22 protein-coding genes and 1 riboswitch are annotated in these 22,655 nt (G+C 57.4%); of the genes, 13 read left to right on the top strand and 9 right to left on the bottom strand.

All coding sequences use genetic code 11. The features are described from left to right. Positions 1–260: 260 nt before the first annotated feature. A complete protein-coding gene (locus VSQ83_RS11480; protein ID WP_326426776.1) occupies positions 261–893 on the top strand; it encodes a TetR/AcrR family transcriptional regulator in 633 nt (210 codons plus the stop codon). A gap of 27 nt (positions 894–920) precedes the next feature. Here the strand turns inward: VSQ83_RS11480 and VSQ83_RS11475 are convergent, their stop codons facing one another. Beyond that, positions 921–1,502 carry a TetR/AcrR family transcriptional regulator gene (locus tag VSQ83_RS11475; protein ID WP_326397880.1) on the bottom strand — a complete coding sequence of 194 codons (582 nt, stop codon included), beginning with the start codon at positions 1,500–1,502 and terminating at the stop codon, positions 921–923. 201 nt (positions 1,503–1,703) lie between these two features. Between VSQ83_RS11475 and VSQ83_RS11470 the strand changes: the two genes are divergently transcribed. Next, entirely contained in the window at positions 1,704–2,579 is an 876-nt protein-coding gene (locus tag VSQ83_RS11470) for a LysR family transcriptional regulator (protein ID WP_326426774.1), read from the top strand. Positions 2,580–2,624: 45 nt separating this feature from the next. Here the strand turns inward: VSQ83_RS11470 and VSQ83_RS11465 are convergent, their stop codons facing one another. From VSQ83_RS11465 to VSQ83_RS11450, 4 genes are all read right to left on the bottom strand, one after another. Further along, positions 2,625–3,494 carry an isocitrate lyase/PEP mutase family protein gene (locus VSQ83_RS11465; protein ID WP_133079179.1) on the bottom strand — a complete coding sequence of 290 codons (870 nt, stop codon included), beginning with the start codon at positions 3,492–3,494 and terminating at the stop codon, positions 2,625–2,627. Between the two features lie 374 nt (positions 3,495–3,868). After that, the gene (locus tag VSQ83_RS11460) at positions 3,869–5,131 is read right to left on the bottom strand and encodes a cation:dicarboxylate symporter family transporter (protein WP_326427706.1); all 1,263 of its coding nucleotides are present in this window, start codon (positions 5,129–5,131) and stop codon (positions 3,869–3,871) included. A 109-nt stretch (positions 5,132–5,240) separates the two neighbouring features. Beyond that, positions 5,241–5,666 carry a VOC family protein gene (locus tag VSQ83_RS11455; RefSeq protein WP_133079181.1) on the bottom strand — a complete coding sequence of 142 codons (426 nt, stop codon included), beginning with the start codon at positions 5,664–5,666 and terminating at the stop codon, positions 5,241–5,243. A 282-nt stretch (positions 5,667–5,948) separates the two neighbouring features. After that, complete coding sequence (locus tag VSQ83_RS11450) at positions 5,949–6,335, bottom strand: hypothetical protein (RefSeq protein WP_326426772.1); 387 nt, start codon at positions 6,333–6,335, stop codon at positions 5,949–5,951. A gap of 307 nt (positions 6,336–6,642) precedes the next feature. On the opposite strand from VSQ83_RS11450, the gene VSQ83_RS11445 reads away from it, so the two are divergent. Next, positions 6,643–7,152 (top strand): PaaI family thioesterase, encoded by a 510-nt coding sequence (locus VSQ83_RS11445; protein WP_326426770.1) that lies wholly within the window; start codon positions 6,643–6,645, stop codon positions 7,150–7,152. Positions 7,153–7,208: 56 nt separating this feature from the next. Here the strand turns inward: VSQ83_RS11445 and VSQ83_RS11440 are convergent, their stop codons facing one another. Further along, on the bottom strand, positions 7,209–7,544 hold the full coding sequence (locus tag VSQ83_RS11440; RefSeq protein WP_326426768.1) for an RcnB family protein: 336 nt from the start codon (positions 7,542–7,544) through the stop codon (positions 7,209–7,211). Positions 7,545–7,800: 256 nt separating this feature from the next. Here VSQ83_RS11440 and VSQ83_RS11435 point away from each other — a divergent pair, with 256 nt between their 5' ends. The 8 genes from VSQ83_RS11435 to VSQ83_RS11400 all read left to right on the top strand — a co-directional run bounded on the left by VSQ83_RS11435 (position 7,801) and on the right by VSQ83_RS11400 (position 16,130). Beyond that, on the top strand, positions 7,801–8,574 hold the full coding sequence (locus VSQ83_RS11435) for an SDR family NAD(P)-dependent oxidoreductase (RefSeq protein WP_133079185.1): 774 nt from the start codon (positions 7,801–7,803) through the stop codon (positions 8,572–8,574). 35 nt (positions 8,575–8,609) lie between these two features. Then, positions 8,610–9,908: an MFS transporter gene (locus VSQ83_RS11430; RefSeq protein ID WP_133079186.1), complete on the top strand. Its 1,299-nt coding sequence runs from the start codon at positions 8,610–8,612 to the stop codon at positions 9,906–9,908. 104 nt (positions 9,909–10,012) lie between these two features. Further along, positions 10,013–11,176: a DUF1624 domain-containing protein gene (locus tag VSQ83_RS11425; protein WP_326426766.1), complete on the top strand. Its 1,164-nt coding sequence runs from the start codon at positions 10,013–10,015 to the stop codon at positions 11,174–11,176. Between the two features lie 33 nt (positions 11,177–11,209). Beyond that, positions 11,210–11,408: riboswitch (cobalamin riboswitch) on the top strand. A gap of 119 nt (positions 11,409–11,527) precedes the next feature. After that, on the top strand, positions 11,528–12,541 hold the full coding sequence (locus VSQ83_RS11420) for an ABC transporter substrate-binding protein (protein WP_133079188.1): 1,014 nt from the start codon (positions 11,528–11,530) through the stop codon (positions 12,539–12,541). Between the two features lie 8 nt (positions 12,542–12,549). Beyond that, a complete protein-coding gene (locus tag VSQ83_RS11415) occupies positions 12,550–13,554 on the top strand; it encodes a FecCD family ABC transporter permease (RefSeq protein ID WP_326427705.1) in 1,005 nt (334 codons plus the stop codon). After that, complete coding sequence (locus VSQ83_RS11410; protein WP_133079190.1) at positions 13,551–14,327, top strand: ATP-binding cassette domain-containing protein; 777 nt, start codon at positions 13,551–13,553, stop codon at positions 14,325–14,327. The genes VSQ83_RS11415 and VSQ83_RS11410 overlap by 4 nt, the downstream gene beginning before the upstream one ends. Positions 14,328–14,349: 22 nt before the next feature. Then, positions 14,350–14,790: a pseudoazurin gene (locus VSQ83_RS11405; protein ID WP_133079191.1), complete on the top strand. Its 441-nt coding sequence runs from the start codon at positions 14,350–14,352 to the stop codon at positions 14,788–14,790. Then, entirely contained in the window at positions 14,787–16,130 is a 1,344-nt protein-coding gene (locus VSQ83_RS11400; protein WP_326426764.1) for an OprD family porin, read from the top strand. The genes VSQ83_RS11405 and VSQ83_RS11400 overlap by 4 nt, the downstream gene beginning before the upstream one ends. A 277-nt stretch (positions 16,131–16,407) precedes the next feature. Here VSQ83_RS11400 and VSQ83_RS11395 read toward each other — a convergent pair whose 3' ends face one another. Together VSQ83_RS11395 and VSQ83_RS11390 are read right to left on the bottom strand one after the other, a co-directional pair. After that, the gene (locus VSQ83_RS11395; RefSeq protein ID WP_133079193.1) at positions 16,408–16,872 is read right to left on the bottom strand and encodes a copper chaperone PCu(A)C; all 465 of its coding nucleotides are present in this window, start codon (positions 16,870–16,872) and stop codon (positions 16,408–16,410) included. Positions 16,873–16,901: 29 nt separating this feature from the next. Continuing rightward, positions 16,902–17,507 (bottom strand): SCO family protein, encoded by a 606-nt coding sequence (locus VSQ83_RS11390; protein ID WP_326426763.1) that lies wholly within the window; start codon positions 17,505–17,507, stop codon positions 16,902–16,904. 433 nt (positions 17,508–17,940) lie between these two features. Here VSQ83_RS11390 and arnT point away from each other — a divergent pair, with 433 nt between their 5' ends. Both arnT and VSQ83_RS11380 read left to right on the top strand, forming a co-directional pair. Next, positions 17,941–19,629: a lipid IV(A) 4-amino-4-deoxy-L-arabinosyltransferase gene (arnT, locus tag VSQ83_RS11385; RefSeq protein ID WP_133079194.1), complete on the top strand. Its 1,689-nt coding sequence runs from the start codon at positions 17,941–17,943 to the stop codon at positions 19,627–19,629. Beyond that, positions 19,630–21,147, top strand: coding sequence for an ArnT family glycosyltransferase (locus VSQ83_RS11380; RefSeq protein ID WP_219262215.1), 1,518 nt, complete (start codon positions 19,630–19,632; stop codon positions 21,145–21,147). Between the two features lie 38 nt (positions 21,148–21,185). Here VSQ83_RS11380 and pssA read toward each other — a convergent pair whose 3' ends face one another. Beyond that, positions 21,186–22,529 (bottom strand): CDP-diacylglycerol--serine O-phosphatidyltransferase, encoded by a 1,344-nt coding sequence (gene pssA, locus VSQ83_RS11375; RefSeq protein WP_133079196.1) that lies wholly within the window; start codon positions 22,527–22,529, stop codon positions 21,186–21,188. Positions 22,530–22,655 lie beyond the last annotated feature (126 nt).

Raw genomic sequence — 22,655 nt, 5'->3', positions numbered from 1 at the left:
TCCATCAGCGCGTCCCAGCTCGATACAGCGTTCGAGCCGGGTGAATGGTGCAGGTATCCTAAGATATAAATAGACCGGTCGTCTACAAATGATCCAAGATCAGGATGACTCACGATCAACGGTCTGTCGTATCTGGCCTGCCTCAAACTGCCGCCAGCTGGCACCGCACAACGGGCTCGGGTCATTTTGTGTATCATCGGCCCCTAAACATCGTCTCCAGACGCGATTTTCTGGCGACAGGCATTAAGGTAGTCCGCCCCATGACCAACGCCATCTCATCTTCCGCTCCGCGCACCAAGGGGCGCCCTCGCACGTTCGACCGCGACCAGGCGCTGCTTCGGGCCCTGACGGTGTTCTGGAGGCGCGGGTATGAACCTGCATCGGTGGCAGAGCTGTGTACCGCGATGGGTATCAACCCACCCAGCCTGTACGCGGCGTTTGGGAATAAGGCCAAGTTGTTTCTGGAAGCCGTCGACTACTACGAAGCGACCTTCTGGGATGCCACCTGGGAGAAAATGGGCAGTGAGCCGGACCTGGTGCGCAGCATCAGCGACTTTTTCCAGGCATCAGCCGCCATCCTGACAGAACCCATGGCTCCGTGTGGCTGCATGGTGGTTCTCGCGGCGGTCAACGTTTCAGAGGATGCCGCAGAGGTTTCGGCGGCACTCAAAGCCCTGCGCCAGGAAGGTCGGGACTACCTGCAGCAACGACTGGATCGCGGGGTTGAGGACGGTCAGCTCAAGCCGCAGACCAATACCCGCATTCTCGCCAGTGCGTTGAATACATTGCTCGAAGGCATGTCGTTGCAGGCCCATGATGGAGCCAGTCGTGAAGACCTTGAGGGCATCGGCGCCACCGCCGTGGCGATGCTCACCCCTTCCCTTGCCCAATGATGAGGCTGGCTTTGCGCTGACTGCTTTTCAGGCCAACAGCCGACGGCTCATTTCAAACGCCACATCAAACGGTGCGTGGGTTCTGTTGACCTTGACCAGCAAAGAGGCACCCAGCCACATCTGATAAAGCGCTTCTGCCAGTACAGAGGCTTCAGTGGGCGCGGTGATGGAACCATCGGATTTGCCTTGCTCAACGCAGCGAGTCATCCGCTCGATGATCCGCGCAGTGCCTTTTTCAAGGACGGCACGCATGTTTTCGGAGAGATCACACACTTCTGCCCCCAGCTTGACCACCAGGCATTTTTGGTCGGCGTGATCAAAAGCCTGTGTCTTGGCCCAATACCGCAGGTAATTCAGCAGTCGCTCTGCCCCGCTGCCCTCTTTGGCCATCTGCACATCAACCCGCGAGAGGTACTCTTCAAAGTACTCTTCGAGCAGTGCCTGGCCAAATTCATCCTTGGAGCGGAAGTAGTGATAAAACGAGCCTTTAGGCACGCCGGCGGCGCCAAGCAACTCGGTCAGGCCAACCGCCGTGTAACCCTTGTGGGTCATAAGCGATCGGGCGACATCAATGATGTGCTGGCGCATGTCTTGGACTGGTTTCTTCATAGTGCGGCGCATGCTATCAAAAAAGCATCGCGGGTCGCATGCTTTTAAACGGTGCGCACACGCCCCTCCAGCCAGCGATGGGCAACGTGCTCATAGACGACGTATCCGCCCTGAAACCGGTGAGTTGGCTTCACCGTCACCGACGACAACCAACAACAGAAATGAATATATTTACCGCGTAAACATAATTATTATTTGTCCATGATTAAAGAATTGAAAACCCTCATCGCCGTGGCGAGAGAAGGCACCTTTGCGGCTGCGGGCAGCAAGATAGGGCTGACCCAGGCAGCTGTCAGTGCGCAAATGCAACGTCTTGAGGCTGAACTCGGCGTCGAGCTGTTTGACCGACAAGGCCGCTCGGCCCAACTCAACCGGATGGGGCATCAAGTGCTGTTGCAGGGACAGGAGCTGGTACGCCAGTTCAAGAATCTGGGCACAACAACCGTGGGGCTGCCTGCAAGCATTCTGGTGACGATTGGAGCCATTGCCTCTGTGCAACGCTCGTTTTTACCGGAAGCGCTGGCGCAGTTTCACCAACAATTCCTGGAGTGCAGGACTCGAGTGATTCCGGGCCTTTCAATGGAGCTGGTCAATCAGGTGGATGCTGGCGAGATCGACATGGCCGTGATCATCCGCCCGCCTTTCTCACTTCAAAGTGACTTGCGATGGACAACGCTGGCGCGCGAACCCTATCGGCTCATCGTACCGGCCGACATGCCCGGGGATGACTGGTCTGAACTGGTCTCGACCCAGCCATTCATACGTTACGACCGATCGTCTTTCGGCGGTCGGCAGGTTGACCGATTCTTGCGCCAAACCCATGTGGTTTTGCGAGAAGTATGCGAACTCGATGAGCTGGATGCGATCATCAAGCTGGTTGCCAATGGGGTGGGTGTTGCGCTGGTTCCAGAAACGGCAACCCATCAAGGATGGCCGGCAGAGGTTCGGGCCATAGACCTGAAGCAACGGACATTTCATCGTGATATCGGGCTCGTGCATCGCGCGCGCCGCAGCCTCACCGAGCCTGTGAAGTCACTTGTCCAGCTGATTACCGAGCAGGTTCTGAAAAAAACCTGATGCCTGTCACGGTAATCAGTCGCTGAACATGATCACTTTATTTAACTACTCGTCTACGTTCATGAACTCTTTGGCCCACACCTGATAACGCTCTGGTCGCGTGTAAGTGTGGGTCAACTCTGTAGCACTCAGATCAGAGGTGCTGCAGGTGACATTGCGCTGTTCGCGCAAACAGTCGTAAGTGGCTTTGATCGAAGCAAAATAAGCCGCATGCCCGGCTACAACGATCCGCACGCCCAGCGCAGCTAAACGCTGGCTGTCGGACAGTTCGGGGTTTCCGTAAGTCACCAGCATCAGCGGAAGCTCGACGCCTTCGGCAATCTGCTCAAGGTGAGCAAAATCCTTCACGCCAACCAGGCAAATACCATCTGCACCAGCCTCGGTGTAAGCCTTGATACGGGATTTCACATGCTCGACGGATAGCGTCCCGGCGTTGGTTCGGGCAATGATCACCAGCTCAGGGTCTACGCGAGACTCAATGGCAGCCTTGATCTTGCCACTGCCCTCTTCAATCGAGATCAGATCGGTCGATTTGCGGCCGAACTGCGCAGGCAGGAGGGTATCTTCGATGGTCAATGCAGCCACACCGGAACGCTCCAGCTCCGCCACGGTACGCATCACGTTGAGTGCGTTGCCGTAACCATGATCGGCATCGGCAATGATCGGCAACTGTGCCACACGCCCGATCCGGGTCGCCTGCTCGGTAAATTCACTCAATGTGATCAGGGCAAAATCTGGGGCTGCCAATACTTGCAGCGAAGCAACCGAACCGCCCAGGATACCGGCTTCAAAACCCAGGTCGGCGGCAATTCTGGCAGACATGGGATCGAACACGGAGGCGGTGTGAAAGCAGGATGTAGAAGCGAGTAACTTGCGAAATTCGACCCGCAGTTGCTGATGGGAAAGTCTGGACACGTTGGCACCTCGGACGAATGTTATCTACACGGGTAAGACTGGGTGGAAGTAATACACGCAATCGATTGCGAATTGAGCAGTTTGGCCCACCCGTACGGCCTGTCATCCTGAGCGACCTGCAGGAATCAAATGACGCGCTGGGCGTCGTTTGCGTTTTCCTGGCAGGCGGGCTCCTGCCCTCGTACAGGGGACTGATTTTACGCGGTCGATCCATTATTTAAAGCTGATTATTTTTCGTCGGCTCACAACCCTTGTCCGTCAACTTTATACGTTCGCATCTGTGCGCATACAGCTCAGCTCCCAGCCCTGTGCTCAATCGACATAAAAAAGAGCCTTCGACGCTCTCAACGTGGAAGGCTCTTATACATCTCAGATCACGCGCTTTGCCCAACGCTCGCGCTAGCCTGACGTACGAGTGGAGCCCTCTCCCACTTGGCAATCACCAGGGGAGCAATGGCATTCCCGAGAACATTCAAGGTCGTTGTTCCGCTGTCGATGATCCTGAAAATACCGGCGATCAATGCGACCCCTTCCAACGGCAGTCCGGCCGATGCCAGGGTGGCCGAGAGAATAATGATCGCGAACCCAGGCACTCCTGCTGCGCCCTTTGACGTCAAGACCATCGTCACCACCAACAGAATTTGCTGGGTCAGCGACAGTTCAATGCCATAAAGCTGAGCGATAAAGATCGTCGCCACTCCCAGGAAAATGGACGCGCCATCCAAATTGAAGGCGTAACCGACCGGTACCACGAAGCTGACAATTCGCCGTGGAACGCCATAGGCTTCGAGCTTGCTGATCAACTGTGGCATCACGGCTGCCGAGGCAGCACTGGAAAAAGCCAGGATCAGCTCATCCCTGAAGTACTTGATCAGCTTGAACACGTTTTCGCCGATCAGATAACAAATACCTCCCAGGAACACCAGGGCAAAGGTAATCAGTGCGAGGTACACGACACCAATCAACTTGAGCAATGGCAACAGTGAAGCAAAGCCAAAGGTCGCGACTGTCGCCCCGATCATCCCGAACACGCCAATCGGCGCATACGCCATGACAAACGAGACGACCTTGAACATTGCATCAGACAAACCCTGAATAACCGCAATGACCGGCGCACTCCTGGTTTTGGGTAATGCGTTCAACGCCATCCCGAGCAGTACGGCAAAAAACAGCACTGACAGCAACTTCGCTTCCGACATTGCAACGATGACGTTATCGGGCACGATATTTTGCAGAATGATCAGCGCGCCTTTTGAAGGCTCCATGGTGACCGTAGAAGTGCCGCTGTGCGCAATGCCTGCTATCTCGGTGCCTTTACCGGGCTCGAACACATTGGCAAAGATCAGCCCCATGACAATGGCCAGGCTGGTGATCGCAAAGAAGTAAATCAGGGACTTTGCGCCCATACGGCCAAAGGATTTGTTATCACCTCCCCCTGCGATGCCGAGGATCATGCAACAAAAGACAATGGGAACAACCACCATCTTCATCATCTTGATGAAGATGTCTCCAAGGGGTTTAAGGATCTCGGTACTTACCCATACTTGATTCTGTGGGTGGGTATTGAAGTACCAACCCACGAGCACGCCGAGCAACAGCCCAGCAATAATTTGCCAAACTAATGGGATACGTTTCATGTCTAGCCTTTTATTTGTATGAAAGGACTGCATCAGGCAGTAGCTAGATTCATGAGCTTCATGCTCACTTGAGATTTCCTGGCGCAACGGTATTGCGCCAGGTTTTTTATTATTTTGCGAAGAGCTGACTCATGTCCTTGAACGCTTTGAACTCGAGGGCATTACCACACGGATCAAACAGGAACATGGTGGCTTGCTCACCGACCTGCCCCTTGAATCGGATGTAGGGTTCAATCACAAATTCGGTACCGAAGGATTTCAGTCGCTCGGCCAGGGCTTCCCACTGTGCCCACTCAAGAATGATGCCGAAGTGCGGCACCGGTACGTTGTGGCCGTCTACCGGGTTGCTGTGCACGCTTTCCTGAGAGGCGGTCTTGGGGTGTTCATGGATCACCAACTGGTGACCGTAGAAGTCAAAGTCAACCCATTGGGTGCTGGATCGCCCCTCGGAGAGCCCGAACACTTCACCGTAAAAGGTGCGTGTAGCGACCAAGTCATAAACAGGGATTGCGAGGTGGAAAGGAGAAAGGCTCATCAAGACTCCGGCTGCAGTTTTTATTGGCTTATGAAGTCGAACAGCACGCGAGCTGCTCAACGGCTTTTTCAAGGTGGATTTATGCTAAAGCCGTATCACCCTTAAAAAAATCAATATAAATTTTTCATAAACACAAATAATTTTGATGCTTCAGGAACCCTTAATGATCAATGTCTTTCGTTCATCCAGGCCTCTGCTACGCGCGCGCAAAGGCCACCCGACGCAGTGACCTGCCATTGCGGCGGTGTGCATGAGCTCGTTTTTTTTGGGGAGGTAGGCAACTTATACAGGCAGCAGCCCAAGGTGCCCGCCAAGCTCTACGTAACTTGACTCGCCACCGCCGGTGGCGCCCGACAGCCAGCCCCATACAAAATCCAGAGTCGTACGCCCTGACGAATCAACACCTACCGTGCCGCGGGACCAGCCAGAAAGAAGCTCACCTTCGGTGGTCAGGCACTGGAAAAGCAGCTCAATGCTGTCGGGACCTGTCACGCGCCCGACTTGATTGCCCGTACGGATCCGACCGCCCTGATAAGTGCCTGAAATGCCATGCTCATCGACCAGGTAATGAAATACCGTACCTGCACCCGAAAGCCCGTGGGTATTGCCGGCTACGCAAAACCGTCGATTGTGCAAGCGCTCGCTGATTCGAGAAAAGGGGGTTTGCATCCAGATCGCATCCTGTCATCGAGGGAGTCCATTGTTGCTTTCGATGATCCTAACCCAGGGCCGCAACCAAGGCCTAGACCCTCTGAATGCTGGCGCAGTCCTGCCGCTCCCGGTGTCAACAGGCCTCTGTCCAGCCGTCCCGAAAGCGCCCTGATGCAAGCCGTGTTGTGGCCAAGTAGTAGAGTTCACCCATTCAACGGTTGGCGATCTACATTTCATGAAAACGAACATCGCTTGCATGATCCGCGAGGAAAAATGTCTATCTTTACGTTAACGTAAAGGGCACACCATTAAGGATGATCACGGCATGAGTCAGCTAACTCCCTCCTTGCAGGATACCGCCGCGCCAGATGGCGTGTGCTACGGCTGCGGCAGCAGTAATTCCCAGGGTTTGCATATCAAGAGCTACTGGCACGAGGACGGCGTGCATGTCATCGCCGAACACTTGCCTGACCCCAAGTATTGCGGCTGGCCCGAGCTGGTGTACGGCGGCATGATCGCAATGCTGGTTGATTGTCACTCCAACTGGACGGCAATGGCTTATCACTACCGCCAGGAGAACCGCGATGTGGCCAGCAAGCCGCGCATCAACTGCGTTACGGGCAACCTGGGAATCAAGTTCATCAAACCCACCCCCATGGGCGTGCCACTGACCCTGCGGGCCAGGGTTGAAGGTGATGTGGGGCGCAAGACGCGGATTCTGTGTGAAGTCTATGCAGGCGATGTGCTGACGGCGGTCGGCGATTCCATTTTTGTACGCGTCGATACCGGGCTACTGGCTACTGCCGCCCACGGACGCGAAGCGGGTGAAAGATGACACGTGATGCCGCCTCTGCCTGAGGCGGCTTTGAACCCGGTTGCACGCTGTGGGCGTTACTTGCCGAGCACCTTGGCGTTCTTGGTGCGGATCTCCTTGATGACCGCATTCACGCGGTTGACCAACACATAGTGCCCGCTTATCTGTACCCACTGCTCATGCTCACCAGGCTGTGGAAGCCCTTTGGCTTTCCAGTCCTTGATCGCGACTTCTTCCCGTGTGTATTGGTCCGGAGCCTTGTCGCCGTTGCCATAGCAACTGCTCAGGTCCATGGACTCGGCGAGTATCTGTCCGGGCTTGCAGTCCGCAGGTTTGTCATCGCCAGCCTGGGCTGCGTAAGGCAGTGCACACAAAAAACCAGCCAATAGTGATGCAGAAATCAAGCTGCGCATATTCACCTCATCGTTGTTACCAGCCATCGCCGGTATGGCAATACAGACTTCATGGACACGCCGCGCAGTGATTACGTTCCTGCTCACTGATCGACGGCAACGTTGATGGATGCCCGCAGGTGGATTGAGCAGCCTCAGCGCTGATCAAAATAATTGATTACGAGATCATCAATGACGATTGGACTCCTCCACTGGCGTGAGGTGAAGTAACCACAGGGCCGGTAACAACAATAAGCGGCCGTTTGTGGAGAACAGCATGTCATTCAATATCAGCAGCTTCCAGCTTGAGGGTCGTCGTGCCCTGATCACAGGATCAGGCAAAGGAATCGGCCTGGAGCTGGCACGTGGCCTTGGCGCTGCCGGGGCAATTGTGGTGATCAACGATCGTAATATCGAAAAAGCCCGCGCAATTTCCAGCCAACTGCGCGAGGAGGGCCTGAAGGCAGAATTCGCAGCGTTTGACGTCACCAACCGTGAGCAACTGTTTGCCGCGATCAATGCTTTCGAGACCGACACCGGCGCCATCGACATTCTCGTCAACAACGCCGGCATTCAGCGCCGTGCGCCGCTGGAGGACTTTGCCGAAAGCGACTGGAACGACCTGATGCGGGTCAATCTGGACGGTGTGTTCCATGTGTCCCAGGCGGTTGCCCGGCACATGATTGCTCGCGGGCGCGGCAAGATCATCAATATCTGCTCGGTGCAAAGCGAACTCGCGCGTCCGACCATCGCGCCGTACGCAGCCTCAAAAGGCGCAGTAAAGATGCTCACCAAAGGCATGTGCGCAGAATGGGCACGTCATGGTATTCAGGCCAATGGCCTGGCACCGGGCTACTTCGCCACCGAGATGAATCGCGCCCTGGTCGACAACCAGGAGTTTTCCGAGTGGCTGTGCAAACGCACCCCGGCGGGCCGCTGGGGGCGTGTTGAAGAGCTGTGCGGAGCGGCCGTGTTTCTCGCCTCCCCGGCTTCGGATTTCATCAACGGTCAGACGCTGTTTGTGGATGGAGGCTTGACCAGCGTTGTTTGACCCGCACCCGCAAAAAACAATAACAAGGAACACCCATGAGCATTCTTAAAGAACCTGCACTGCCCTTGACCAATAGAGCCAGTACCCAGGTAACGACCAAAGGCTTTGCGTCCAAACGCTGGCTGTATCTGATCCCGCTGATTTTCATTACCTACAGCCTCGCGTATCTGGACCGGGCCAACTATGGCTTTGCCAGTGCGGCGGGGATCGAGCAGGACCTGGGTATCACCAAGGGCATGTCCTCGCTGATAGGTGCCCTGTTTTTCCTGGGGTACTTTTTTTTCCAGGTGCCTGGCGCCATCTACGCGCAGAAATACAGTGTGCGCAAACTGGTGTTCTGGAGCCTGATTTTGTGGGGCTTTTGCGCCATGGCCACGGGCCTGGTGACCAATATCCCCATGCTGATGTTTATTCGCGTTTCCCTGGGGATTGTTGAGGCGGCAGTCATGCCGGCGATGCTGATTTTCATCAGCAACTGGTTTACCCGCAAGGAGCGTTCGCGGGCCAATACTTTTCTGGTACTGGGCAATCCGGTCACGGTGTTGTGGATGTCGGTGGTATCCGGGTATTTGATTCAGGCCTGGGGCTGGCGCGAAATGTTTGTGATTGAAGGCGCGCCTGCAGTGCTGTGGGCATTTGTCTGGTGGCGCATGGCGCGGGACAAGCCCGAGCAGGTCGACTGGCTCACTGCCCAGGAAAAAACCCAACTGGCCGCGACCCTCGCGGACGAACAGAGAGGCATGAAGCAAGTCCGTAATTACCGGCAGGCGTTCACCAGCCCTGTGGTGATCCAGCTGTGCTGTGTTCACGCGCTGTGGAGCATTGGCGTATACGGTTTCATCATGTGGCTGCCAAGCATCATCAAACAGGCCGCTGCTGCGGATATCGTCACCGTCGGCTGGCTGAGTGCAGTGCCCTATGTCGCTGCCGTTGCCGCGATGCTGGCGGTGTCCTGGGCCTCAGACAAAACCCAGCAACGAAAACGTTTCGTCTGGCCACTGCTGGCACTGGGTGCACTGGCCTTCTTCTGTTCGTACCTGATCGGTTCTTCGCACTTTTGGGTGTCGTTTGCACTGCTGACAATTGCCGGTGCCGCGCTGTACGCACCCTACGGGCCCTTTTTCGCGCTGATTCCGGAGGTCATTCCGGCAAACGTGTTCGGCGGCGCCATCGGCTTGATCAATGCGTGTGGAGCATTGGGTGCCTTTGTCGGCTCGTGGATCGTTGGCTACCTGATCGGCCTCACTGGAAATCCCGGAGCGGCTTATATCTTTATGACCGCAGGCGTTTTGTCCTCGGCGCTGTTGATGGCCTGGGTAAAAATTCGGCGTTAACAAACACCCAATTCTTGCGAATCTTTCTCATGGGGATGACAGCGCAAACGGAAATGTTATAAGGTATCAATACCTTGTATGCACTCCTTGCCTGTGATCCCTCAATGACTACCGCAACCCTCGCTCCACCTCCCAACAAGCGCCTGCTGTCCATCGACGCCCTGCGTGGCCTGGTTATTCTCCTGATGCTGCTGGACCATGTGCGCGAGACGTTCTTTCTGCACCGCCAGGTGTCCGATCCCATGAACGTCGACATCACCGACCCTGCCCTGTTTTTTAGCCGGACCCTAGCCCACCTGTGTGCCCCGGTATTTGTCTTGCTGACGGGTCTGTCGGCGTTTTTGTACGGCGAAAAGTATCAGGGCAAGCGCGATGTCTCGTCGTTTCTGTTCAAGCGCGGGCTGTTTCTGGTGGTGCTGGAGTTCACTCTGGTCAATTTCGCCTGGACCTTCCAGTTCCCGCCCTCGGTCATCTATATGCAGGTGATCTGGGCCATTGGCGTGAGCATGATTGCCCTTGCAGCGCTGGTCTGGCTGCCCCGTCCACTGTTGCTGGTACTGGGCCTGGTCATTGTCGCCGGGCATAACCTGCTCGATACCCTGCATTTCCCCGTGGATTCGATGATGCATATCCCTTGGGCGATTTTGCATGATCGTGGCTGGATCGAGTTCTCGGACAACTTGCGCCTGCGCACGTCTTACCCTGTGCTGCCCTGGATCGGTGTGATCGCGCTGGGTTACTGCATGGGTCCCTGGTTTGCCCGCTCTGCCCCGGCTGACGTACGTCAGCGCTATCTGTTGCTTGCAGGTACGGTGGCGCTGCTGGGTTTTGTCGTACTGCGTTTACTGAATGGCTATGGAGAAGTGCCGTGGGTGAGTCATGACGGGTTCACGCAGGGCCTGATGAGCTTTTTCAACATCACCAAATACCCGCCTTCGCTGCTGTTTCTCGCCTTGACCCTGGGGGCTGGCCTGTTGCTGCTACTGGGGTTTGAGCGGGCCGGGCAACGCAAGTGGATCGCCACCCTGGCGGTTTTCGGCGCTGCACCGATGTTCTTCTACCTGTTGCACCTGTACGTGCTCAAAGTGCTGTATGTGGCGAGTGTCGCCCTGTTTGGCCAGAACCAGGGCAACTACTTCGGTTTTGACAGTATCGCTGCGGTATGGCTGACGGCAGTACTGCTGGCCACATCGCTGTATTGGCCTGTGCGCTGGTTTGCTGCCTTGAAAGCCCGCCGCAGAGATATTGCCTGGCTCAAGTATTTCTGAATCTGACACCCACTCCCTCTTGCAAACAAGATCGACTATCATCCCGCCGCCGGTCCCCCCCACGGGGGGGTTAAAAGGGAATCCGAAGTGCCTCTGTCGCACCAAACGGAACTGCCCCCGCAACTGTAGATGACGAGCCTGCTCCGTGTTTGCCACTGGGATACCTCCCGGGAAGGCTGGAGCCAGGCGATGACCCATCAGTCAGGAGACCTGCCGGCAAAGTCAAAAAACCAACCGGCGGGGTGTCCGGGGAAGGCATCCTTGCTCTCGTGCTGTTGCGCCAACAGTGCTCGGTGATGTGTTCCCGGCTGTACACCTGCGTTTTGTGTACGATCAAATGGAGATTGCATCATGCTGTTGCACCGCGCTGTTACCCTTCTTGCCACCCTTGCCTTGCCAGCACTGGCCCATGCGGCCCCTACCCAATACCCCCTGACAATCGAAAACTGCGGCAGCTCGCTGACCTTTCAGCACGCACCCCTGCGTGCCGTGACCATCGGCCAGGCCGGTACCGAGATGTTCTATGCATTGGGCCTGGGCGACAAACTGGCGGGCACCTCGCTGTGGTTCAACGATGTACCCGCCCGGTACAAGGCGCAGAACGACAAGGTCGAGCGGCTTGCCGACAACGACCCAAGCTTTGAGTCGGTGATTGGAAAACGCCCGGAACTGGTGGCGGTGCAACTGGAATGGATGGTGGGCCCGCAGGGCGTGGTGGGGACTCGCGAACAGTTTCATGAGCTGAAAATCCCCACTTACCTGATGCCTTCGGACTGTGAGGGCAAGGACAATCTGCTCGGTGCCGACGGCACGCGCCTGCAGGCATTCAGCATTGACAGCGTCTACAGGAGCATCACCCAGCTGGCTAAAGTCTTCGACGTGCAGAAGCGCGGCGAACAGCTCAATGCCGAGCTCAAGGCCGACCTTGAAAAATCCACCGACTCGCTCAAGGGCAAGGACCTGAGCCACACCAGCGCGCTGTTCTGGTTCTCCAGTGCCGACCTGGATATCGACCCCTACGTTGCAGGTCGCAAGGGCATCCCCGACTTTATGCTCAATACCCTGGGCATACGTAATGTTGTGGAATCCGATGAAGAATGGCCAACCGTCGGCTGGGAAACCCTGGCCAAGGCCAACCCGACGTTCCTGATCATCGCACGCATGGATCGACGTCGTTTCCCGGCCGATGACGTTGAGAAAAAACTCGAATTCCTGCGCACCGACCCTGTGACCCGCAACATGGATGCCGTCAAAAACAACCGCATCATCATCCTTGATGCCCATGCCATGCAGGCCAGCCTGCGCATGTTCGACGGGCTCGAAACACTCGCGACAGCCATCAATGCCTACGACCTGCCCAAATGAGTGCAAGGCTGATGCTCACACTGCTGGCCTTCGTGGCCTTGCTGTTGGCAGTGCTTGGCGGGGTTACCATCGGCGAAACGCCGATCGCCCCGGGCGTGGTGCTCCAGGTGCTGGCCAACAAGCTGTGGGGCGCCGGGTATGTGCTTGATCCGATAGACGAAGGCATTGTCTGGAACTATCGCCTGACCCGTGCCTTGGTGGCTGCAGCCTGTGGTGCCGGGCTGGCGACGTGCGGGGTGGTGTTGCAGTCTTTGCTGCGCAATCCCTTGGCCGACCCCTACTTGCTTGGCATTTCTGCCGGTGCTTCAACCGGTGCCGTGCTGGTGGCGGTATTGGGCCTGGGTGCGGGCGCCATCTCCCTGTCTGCAGGAGCCTTTGCCGGAGCCATCACCGCTTTTGCTCTGGTCATTCTGCTGGCTCGCGTCAGCGGACCAGCCAGTACCAGTGCCCAGATCATTCTGGCGGGAATAGCCGGCTCGCAGTTGTTCAACGCGATCACCGCGTTCTTGATCACCAAATCGGCCAGCTCTGAACAGGCCCGCGGGATCATGTTCTGGCTGTTGGGCAACCTCAGTGGCGTGCGCTGGTCCTCGGTATGGCTGGCAGTGCCAGTGGCAGTGCTCGGGCTGGCGGTGTGCATGTGGCACAGACGGGCACTGGATGCGTTCACGTTTGGTACGGACTCTGCGGCGTCACTGGGAATTCCTGTGCGCCGGGTGCAACTGTTGCTGATCAGCTGTGCAGCCCTGGTGACTGCGGTGATGGTGTCCATTGTTGGCTCCATCGGTTTTGTCGGGCTGGTCATCCCCCATGCCGTGCGCTTGCTGTCAGGCACCGGCCATGGGCGCCTGGTCCCCTTGAGCGCAATGGGCGGGGCATTGTTTCTGATCGCCTCCGACATTCTTTCCCGCACCCTGATCAAGGGCCAGGTGATCCCTGTAGGCGTCGTTACCGCGCTGATCGGTGCGCCGGTTTTTGCGCTGATTCTGATCAGCAGGAGAAATGCCCGATGAATGAGGCAATTCCAGTATTGAGTTGCAGCGACCTGAATTACTGCGTCGGTGCTGCTCAACTGCTGCAAGGCATCAACCTGAGTGCGCTCCCTGGCGAGACCCTGGGCATTATCGGGCCTAATGGCTCGGGCAAATCCACGCTGCTCAAGCTGCTGGCCAATCTGCGTGTGCCCAGCCGTGGCGAAGCCTTTATCCACGGGCAGCCGCTCAGAAAAATGAGCCAACGCACCATTGCGCAACAACTGGCGGTGGTTGAACAGCATGCCGATACCCATGATGGGATTAGTGTGTTCGATGCTGTCGCCCTTGGCCGCACCCCCTGGCTGTCAGCATTGTGCCCGTGGTCTGGCAACGACACGGCCATCGTCGAGCAGGCCTTGATCGATATGGATGCAACACACCTGCGCAGCCGAACCTGGCGCAGCCTCTCAGGGGGTGAGCGCCAGCGTGTACACATCGCCAGGGCTCTGGCCCAGCGCCCGCAGATCCTGTTGCTGGACGAGCCCACCAATCACCTTGATATCCAGCACCAGCTGGCCATTTTGAAAATGGTCAAGGCCTTGCCCGTGACGACCCTGATCGCATTGCACGATCTCAACCAGGCGCTGACCTGTGATCGCCTGGCGATTCTTGAGCGAGGTCGTTTGATGGCGCTGGGCAGCCCCCTTGAAGTCCTGACCCCACAACGCCTTGAGGCCACCTTCGGGGTCCAGGCGCACTATTTGACTGACCCTTTTGACGGTGCGCAGATTTTACGAATGCGCCCCTTTTAAACCTTTATATGGAGAGCAACTCATGCGTATTTCTTCCATTACCCTGCTGTTGACCACTGCCCTGCTCTGTACATCGGTACTGGCCCAGACCCACGAAGTGAAAATGCTTACCCGCAGCGCCACGGCCGGCATGGTCTATGAACCGGATTACTTGCAGATCGCCCCCGGTGACACGGTCAAGTTCATCCCCACACAAAGCAGCCACAATGCCGCCACCCTGCCCGGTCTGCTGCCTGAAGGGGCACAACCGTTCAAAGGCAAGCTCAATCAGGAAATCGAGCAGACCTTCACCGTGCCGGGGCTCTATGGCATTCAGTGCATCCCGCACCTGGCCATGGGCATGGTGATGCTGATCCAGGTAGGCGAACCGTCAGCTCAGCCCCCGCAACTGCCCGCTACGCTACCCAAACGTGCACTCGACCGCCTGAACGCCTCCCTGCAAAAACAGCAGGTGGCAAAATGAGTGCCGTGCGATCGCGCTCCGCGATCCTGATCGCTCTCGCCAGCCCGTTGGCGTTTGCCGAGTCGGCACAGGAACAGGCCAACGGTTTTATCGAAGACAGCACCTGGAGCGTGCTCAACCGTACGGTCTACGACAGCCGCGAATATCGTCATGGCGCCAGCAACAGCGGCGCACGCAATGCCTATAAACCGCGCTCGGAGCGCAATGGCTATGCCGAAGAGTGGGCATACGGCTTGATGGGCACCCTGCAGTCAGGCTTCACCCAAGGCCTGATCGGCGTTGGAGTGGATGCCCACGCCTACATGGGGCTCAAGCTGGACAGCGGCGGAGGACGCGCAGGCAAGGCCCGCCTGCTCGGGCTGGATAACGACGGCTACCCCAAGGACAACTACGGCCGAGGCGGCGCAGCGATAAAACTGCGCATGTCCAATACCGTGTTCTCCTATGGTGAACAGCGGGTCAAGACGCCGGTTTTCAGCTCATCCGACAGTCGCCTGCTACCGGAAACCGCCACGGGGGTGTTCCTCACCAGCAACGAGATCAATGACCTGAAAATGGTCGGCGGGCATTTCACCGAAAGCACTGACCGCAACGCCAGCAGCCACGATCAGGGCTTTGTGGTGAACTATTCGAACGGGCCCAAAGGCAATGCCTTCGACCTCGCAGGGGTTGTCTACACCCCAAGCAAAAACCTTAGCGCCAGTCTCTACAGCTCCCGCTATGAGGACACCTGGAACCAGCATTACCTGGGGGCCGTCTTCAGCCACGCCATTGATGAAAACCGTTCCCTGTCGCTGAACCTGAACCTGTACCGCACCACCGATGAAGGTAAGGCGCTATCAGGCAACATCGACAACACCACCTGGAGTTTGCTCAGCACCTATGCCCAAGGCCCCCATAGTTTCAGCCTGGGATATCAGAAAGTTCATGGCGATACGCCGTTCGATTACGTGACGCGGGGCGCCATTTTCCTTACCAACGCGGTGCAATTGTCTGACTTCAACGCGCCCAATGAACAGTCGTGGCAAGCACGTTACGACCTGGCAATGACCCCTTGGGGCATGCCCGGACTGGTATTCAGCGCCGCTTACGTGCGTGGCAGCCAGATCGACGGCAGCCATGTCGATCCTCGGGGCGGATATGCGTATCTGGGCTATGGCAAAGGCGGGAAACACTGGGAGCGGGATCTGGAAGCGCGTTACGTGATTCAGAGCGGAACGGCCAAGGGCACCATCATGTCATTGCGACACAACGTTCATCGCGGCAACAAGGCACAGGCTGAACTGGACACCGATCAGATACGTCTTGCGGTTGAGTACCCGCTGACGGGGCGTTTCTGATCGGTTTGACGCACATTTAAACCCGTCCCCCCCTGTAGCCGCTGCCTCGCTGCCTCGCTCTTTCGGCAGCGGCTACAGGTTTCGCCGTCAACAACGCGTCGTAGCAGTTGACGAGTAGAACGAGGCTACGTTCGATCGCGAAGCGGTCGTAAAGCCAGTACACGCGGGATGCCTGACAAGCCGTGAAAGCAGATTTTACGACGGCTACGTCGGGGGGGCGCATCACGTCGGACGCAGCCTCGTTCCTTCGGCAGCGACTACAAGGACTCTGCCCGGTTTAGTGCATCGAACCATGATCGTGATGCATCGGCATGCTGTTCAATGCCCGAGCCTGGGCCTTGACCTCAATCGACTCTTTTACCCCTTTGCTGTCTTCGACAATCAGGGTCAACGGTACCTGGTCACCGACTTTAATCTGACCGACCAGGTCGATCAGCATCACGTGATAACCCTCAGGCACGATGGCAACGCTCTTGCCCGCTGGCAATGCCACCGATGCAACAGGCTGCATGCTCATCACGTCGTTTTCCATCTTCGACTCGTGAATTTGCACGGTCTTGGCAACGGGTGACTGGACTTCAACCAGCTTGCTGTCGCTACTGGCCGTGATGTGCATAAAAGCGCCGGTCGAAGGTTGCCCCGCAACGGTGGCCCGGACCCAGGCATCATCAACAACAGTTTGCGCGTTAACCTGCAGGCTCAGGCCCAGCAGCGACAGCAACAGGTAGTTCAAAGGCTTCATAGGGTTGACTCTTTCAAAGGAGGCGTTGATTAACAGACGGACATCACGGTCAGCAAGTCTTCAGTGCATTGCTTGGCCGAGAGTGACGGCGACAAGCCAAGGCGCAACACACCACGGGAATCGAAGACGAAACTGGTAGCCGTATGGGACATGGTGTACGAATCACCCGTAGGGATTTTTTCGTAGAACACTTTGAATTCTTTAGCCGTGGCCGCCGTTTCTTCCAGGGTGCCGGACAATGCAATAAAGCTCGAATCGAAGGCTTTCACGTAGGCATCCAACATGGCCGGCTTGTCCCGCTCCGGATCGAGGGTAATAAAGACCACCTGCAGCCGGTCACCGTCAGGCCCCATCATCTTCTTTGCCTGGGCCGCACGGGCCAACGCAGTCGGGCATACCGCCGGGCACTGGGTAAAGCCGAAGAAAATCATCGGCATCATCCCGCGAAAACTGCCGAGCATCATCTCGGTACCCTCTGCATCCCTGAGCTTGAACTTGCGCCCCAGGATTTCATTGCTCAGGTCTTTTCCGTACTTGTATGACAAACCGCTGCCACTGTCGCAACCTGCGATCAAGCCCAGGCTGAGCAAGCCAAGACCGGTGACTACGCGGCGGCGAGTCAGTAATTCATTCATGTAAGGTTCCTTTAAGCGGCCCTTTAAACGATAAAGGCCTCAACCCTGCGTGCGACGAGGCAGGTGTGTACGCTGCCCGATGCCAGGTCTGACCAGGCTCAGTGCGTACGATTGCTGTGGGATAGACGTGTTGCATGGGCGCAGAATTTAACACTCTCACTGACCTGTCGCACGGTACAGGCGCCCCTCTATGGTGCGCTCTGCCTCCCGCAGCCAGTAAAACCGGGCGATACAGCAAGACCTGCGACAAATCGACTCAGGACAGCTTTAGGTCAATTACGGGCAGTCGTCGTCACGTCTGTCCGGCAACTGGGGCCTGCATGCCAAGTGGCGACATGCGTTTTTTTCACATCCACTTCACCTCTCGCCCACCTGCTCCTGTTTAACGTGCCGGCCATAACTTACGTCTATAACGGGCTTACAGGTGGAAAGCATGGTTGCCGTTGTCCCTCACACCTTCCGGATCCAGGGTCTGGAACGCTTGGCCTTGCCCAGTCTGATACTGGCTTTTGTGGTGTTTTATCTGTTGCCACTGATGAGCCATGGGCTGTGGATACCCGACGAAACCCGCTATGCCCAGATCAGTCAGGAAATGCTCCACAGTGGCAACTGGATCGCGCCGCACTTCATGGGTTTGCGCTATTTCGAAAAGCCCATTGCCGGCTACTGGATGATTGCCATCGGCCAGGCCGTGTTTGGTGACAACCTGTTTGGCGTGCGCATCGCCTCTGCGCTCAGCACCGGGCTGAGTGTCTGGCTGGCGTGGCTAATCGCTGGCCGCCTTTGGGATGACCCTCGCAAGCGTTTCGCCAGCGCCCTGCTGTACATGAGCTTTGGGCTGGTCGCAGGGCAAGCCGGATATGCCAACCTGGACCCGCAGTTCACCTTCTGGGTCAATCTGAGCCTGGTCGCTGTGTGGTTTGCCTTTGACAGCAAGACTCGCCGCGGGCGCCTTTGCTCATGGGCAGTGCTTGGCATTGCCTGTGGCATGGGCTTCATGACCAAAGGCTTTCTGGCCTGGTTATTACCCGTACTGATCGCGGTGCCGTATGCCCTGTGGCAGCGGCGCATAAAGGAAGTGCTGATTTACGGTCCGCTGGCGATCCTGGTCGCAGTGGCTATCTGTGTTCCGTGGGCGCTGGCGATACATCATCAGGAGCCGGACTTCTGGCAATTCTTTTTCTGGAACGAACACATCCGTCGCTTTAGCGCAGCCGATGCGCAACACACTCAACCCTGGTGGTTCTATCTGCCCATCCTGCTGGCCGCCAGTCTGCCGTGGGCCGCTCTGGTGCCCGCAGCCCTGCTCGATGCATGGAAGCAAAAGCGCCAGCCAGCGATTGGTTTTCTATTGCTGTGGATGCTGCTGCCGCTGGCCATCTTCAGCTTGAGCAAGGGCAAATTGCCGACTTACATCATGCCGTGCCTTTTGCCATTGGCACTGTTGATGGGCCATGCACTGGTGACCTGGCTGGCCCAGGCGCGTAGCCGGACTCTACGCATCAATGGTGTGTTGAATACGCTGCTGGCCGTAGCCGGGTTGGCGGGGCTGATTTATCTGCAAATCAGCCACCCGGTCTATGACAACACCGAGATATTCAGCCTGTCCCTGGGCTACATCGTGTTGCTCGGCTGGCTGCTGAGCAATGCCTTGCAAGCCCTGCGCCCCTTGCAGCTGTGGGCCGCACCCGCGCTGGGCATGGGCTTGCTGGTGGCCTTGTTGCCCGCAGCCATGCCGGGACAAATCGTCAACAGTAAAATGCCCGACCAGTTTATCGCCGAACATGTGCAGGAACTGAGTCAGACCAGCACGTTGTTAAGCAACGACCTGGGCGCTGCGTCGGCGCTTTCATGGCGCCTTGGGCGACCTGACGTGAGTCTTTACAACACCGTGGGCGAACTCAAGTACGGCCTGGGGTATGCCGATTCAGCTGCGCGTCAGGTTGACATGGATAACATCGCTCACTGGATGAAGGACGCCCAGCAGCGCGGTTCTGTCGGAGTCGTCATGCGAGTTCATTCGGCACTGGAAACCCACGAAGTCGAGCTGCTGCCGGTGGGCGGCAAACGCTACGAGCGCGGCGATCTGTCGATATTTATCTTCCCCGGGGTTCAGCCTTAAATGACGGTATTCAAGCGCCTGGACAGCAACCAGAAAGCGTTGCTGGTGCTACTGACCGTATCTGCCCTGCTGCTGTTGCTCGGCCTGGGCTCGAGGGAACTGTGGGGGCCGGAAACCCGCTGGGCCAACATTGCACTGCAGATGCTGCAAAGCGGTGATTATCTGGACCCGTACCTCAAGGGATCGCCCTACTACGACAAGCCCTTGCCCTCGTACTGGCTGATCACGGCAACCGCCGGGCTGACGGGCGGCCTGGGGCATTGGTCGCTACGCCTGTCTTCGGTTGTCGCAGCCTGGTTCAGCGTATGGCTGGTGTACCTGATCGGCGAGCAACTGTTTCGCAAAGGCACCGGATTGATTGCTGGATGGATGCTGGCCACCACCTTCTACTTTGTGTTTTGGGCGCGAGTGGCGACAGCGGACATTCTCACCGTATTCGGCCTTCTGGCCGCGGTGTGGTGGTACTGGCGCGACCCGCAGGACACCCGCTTCAGCCGCTATTGCGTGTTCTTTCTGCTGCTGTCCCTGACCTCCCTGCTCAAGGGACTGATCGGCTTTATCCTGCCGGGGCTGGTTCTGCTGCCTCATCTACTGGGGGAGCAACGCTGGAAGCGTCATCTGAACCTGCGCCTGTTACTGGCCCTGATCGTTGCAGGGGCGGTGTACATGCTGCCTTTTGTCCTGTCCCATCTGTATGGCGCGCCAACTTATGGTGAAAGCGGACTGGGGCTGGTACTGCGTGAAAACGTGGTGCGCTTCTTCAACCCCTTCGACCACATGGGGCCTATTTATACCTACCTGATTTACCTGCCGGCTTACACCCTGCCCTGGGCGCCGTTCTGGATGATCGGGTTGTGGGTGGCCGTGCGTCAGTGGCGTCACATCGAGCCCAATACACGCTGGCTGGTGTGGGGGCTGGGTTTGCTGTTTGTATTCTTCACCGCCAGTGGCAGTCGGCGCAGTTATTACGTGCTGCCGCTGGTGCCCTTTGCGCAGCTATTGGCCGCCTGGTGGGTGACACGGCGCATGGCGCAACGCAAAAGCAGCGGGCGTGGCTGGAAGATCGGCTTCGGCGTCAGCGCTGCGGCCGTGCTGTTGGTACTGGGGGTGATATACCCCTGGTCCAACGGCGGTGGCGGGGTTATCCAGTTCGGCCAGGATGTGAAGGCGCGGGCCAGCGAGCAGGCGCCCTGGGATCAATGGCGCATGGTGATGATCGATGTCGACAACAAACTGCCGATGTATGTCCAGAATGAAGGCGAGCCATTCTTCTACATCGACCAGAGCCAGGACTTCCCCCGCAACGGCGACAGTGCCGCACTGATGGCCTGGCTGGATAAAACCAGCGGCCAGCACTTCGACCCGAAACGCACGCTGATCTTCGCCCAGTTTCGCAGTGGCGATCCCCTGCCCCTGGGCTACCTGAGCGTGGACCACCAGGTCATTACCAGTCAGCCGGATAACGGTGATCGCCTGTTGCATCGCCGTGAGGGGGGCAGCGTGGTGTATATCCCGTGATCCCTATCTTGTGGGAGCAAGCCCGCTCCCACGAGTATTTAGAGAATCCGGTAAAGCAAGCGCTCGATCCGTACCCGACTGACGCGACGCAAGAACTTGGCCACCGCTGGCGGGTAATCCGCCAGTGTTTCCAGGCTCTTGAAGCTATCGATGCGCTGAGTATGGGCAAAGATGGCGTCCAGCTCCTTGCGGCGAGGCTCCAGCAACTCGCGACGCGGATCATCAATCAGCAAACCGTTTTCCAGGTCCAGGCGAAACGCACGCGGATTGAGGTTGTTGCCGGTCAACAAGGTATAGCGATCATCGACCCACATGCCCTTGAGGTGGTAGGTGTTGTCACCTTCGCGCCACAAGTGCAGATTCAACAGACCGTTATCGATCATGCGCTGATGACTCTTGGCAAACCGGCGCAGGCTCAACTCATACAGATACGGCAACGCCGCGATAACCCGGAAAGGTTCGCTGGGCGGGATGTAGAAGTCGTTGGCCGTCTTGTCTCCCACCACGATATCAATCCGCACCCCACGCTCCAGGGCCCGATTGATTTCACGGGTCACAGGCAGCGGCAGGTTGAAATACGGCGTACAAATGGTCAGTTGCTGCTGACTGCAGGCAATCAGTTCACAAATCACCCGGCTCAGCGGGTTGTTCTTGCCCACGCCCAGCAACGGGCTGACCGAGAGACCAAAGTGGCCGACAGTACCGGCGCTGGTGTCGTAGCTGGCTTTTTTCAGATGGCTGCGCAAATCACCGATGGCGCTGCGCAAACTGCGGGTTGTCGGCAGTGTTGGCAGGTCCAGGCGATGGACCGCCCTGGTCTCGATCAGGTCCTGCTGGACAAAGCGCTGCATGGTGTCGGCCAACGGCTTGTTGTGCAGCACGTGGTAACGGTCAAAGCGGTACTTGTCGAGTTTGTGCAGGTACACGTTATTCAGACTGGCGCCGCTGTAGATCACACAGTCGTCAACGATGAAGCCCTTGAGGTGCAGCACGCCGAACAGCTCGCGGGTCTGGACCGGCACACCATAAATCGGCACATGGGTGGCGTGGGATGCGGTTTGCGCCTGATACCAGGCCGCATTGCCGGGCTGCTTGCCTGCACCGATCAGCCCGCGCTGGGCACGCAGCCAGTCGACGACAACCGCGATTTCGAGTTCGGGACGCGCCGCTTTGGCGGCATGCAAGGCGTCCATGATTTCCTGCCCGGCCTCATCCTGTTGCAGGTACAAGGCCACCAGCGTGATGCGGTGGCGTGCGCCTGCAATCTGCTCCAACAGACAGCGACGAAAATCCGCTGCGCTTGGCAGGATACTGAAAGCATCGGCAGATAACGGAAAGCTGCGCAGTTTAGGCAGCAAAGAGCGTTTGAAGAGCGACGGCATAGGGCTCGCTAAGGGTCGAATGCGAAGAGCCGCAAAGCTTACACCAAAGTTTGCAATGAAACCTCAATGTGGGAGCGGGCTTGCTCGCGATGAGATCGCCCTGGTTTTACAGGCAGTGCGCGTTAT

The sequence above is a fragment of the Pseudomonas sp. DSV-1 genome, from assembly GCF_035830915.1.
GTDB lineage: Bacteria > Pseudomonadota > Gammaproteobacteria > Pseudomonadales > Pseudomonadaceae > Aquipseudomonas.
Note: the sequence above shows the minus strand (reverse complement) of the source record. Positions and strands in the feature narration are given on the sequence as shown.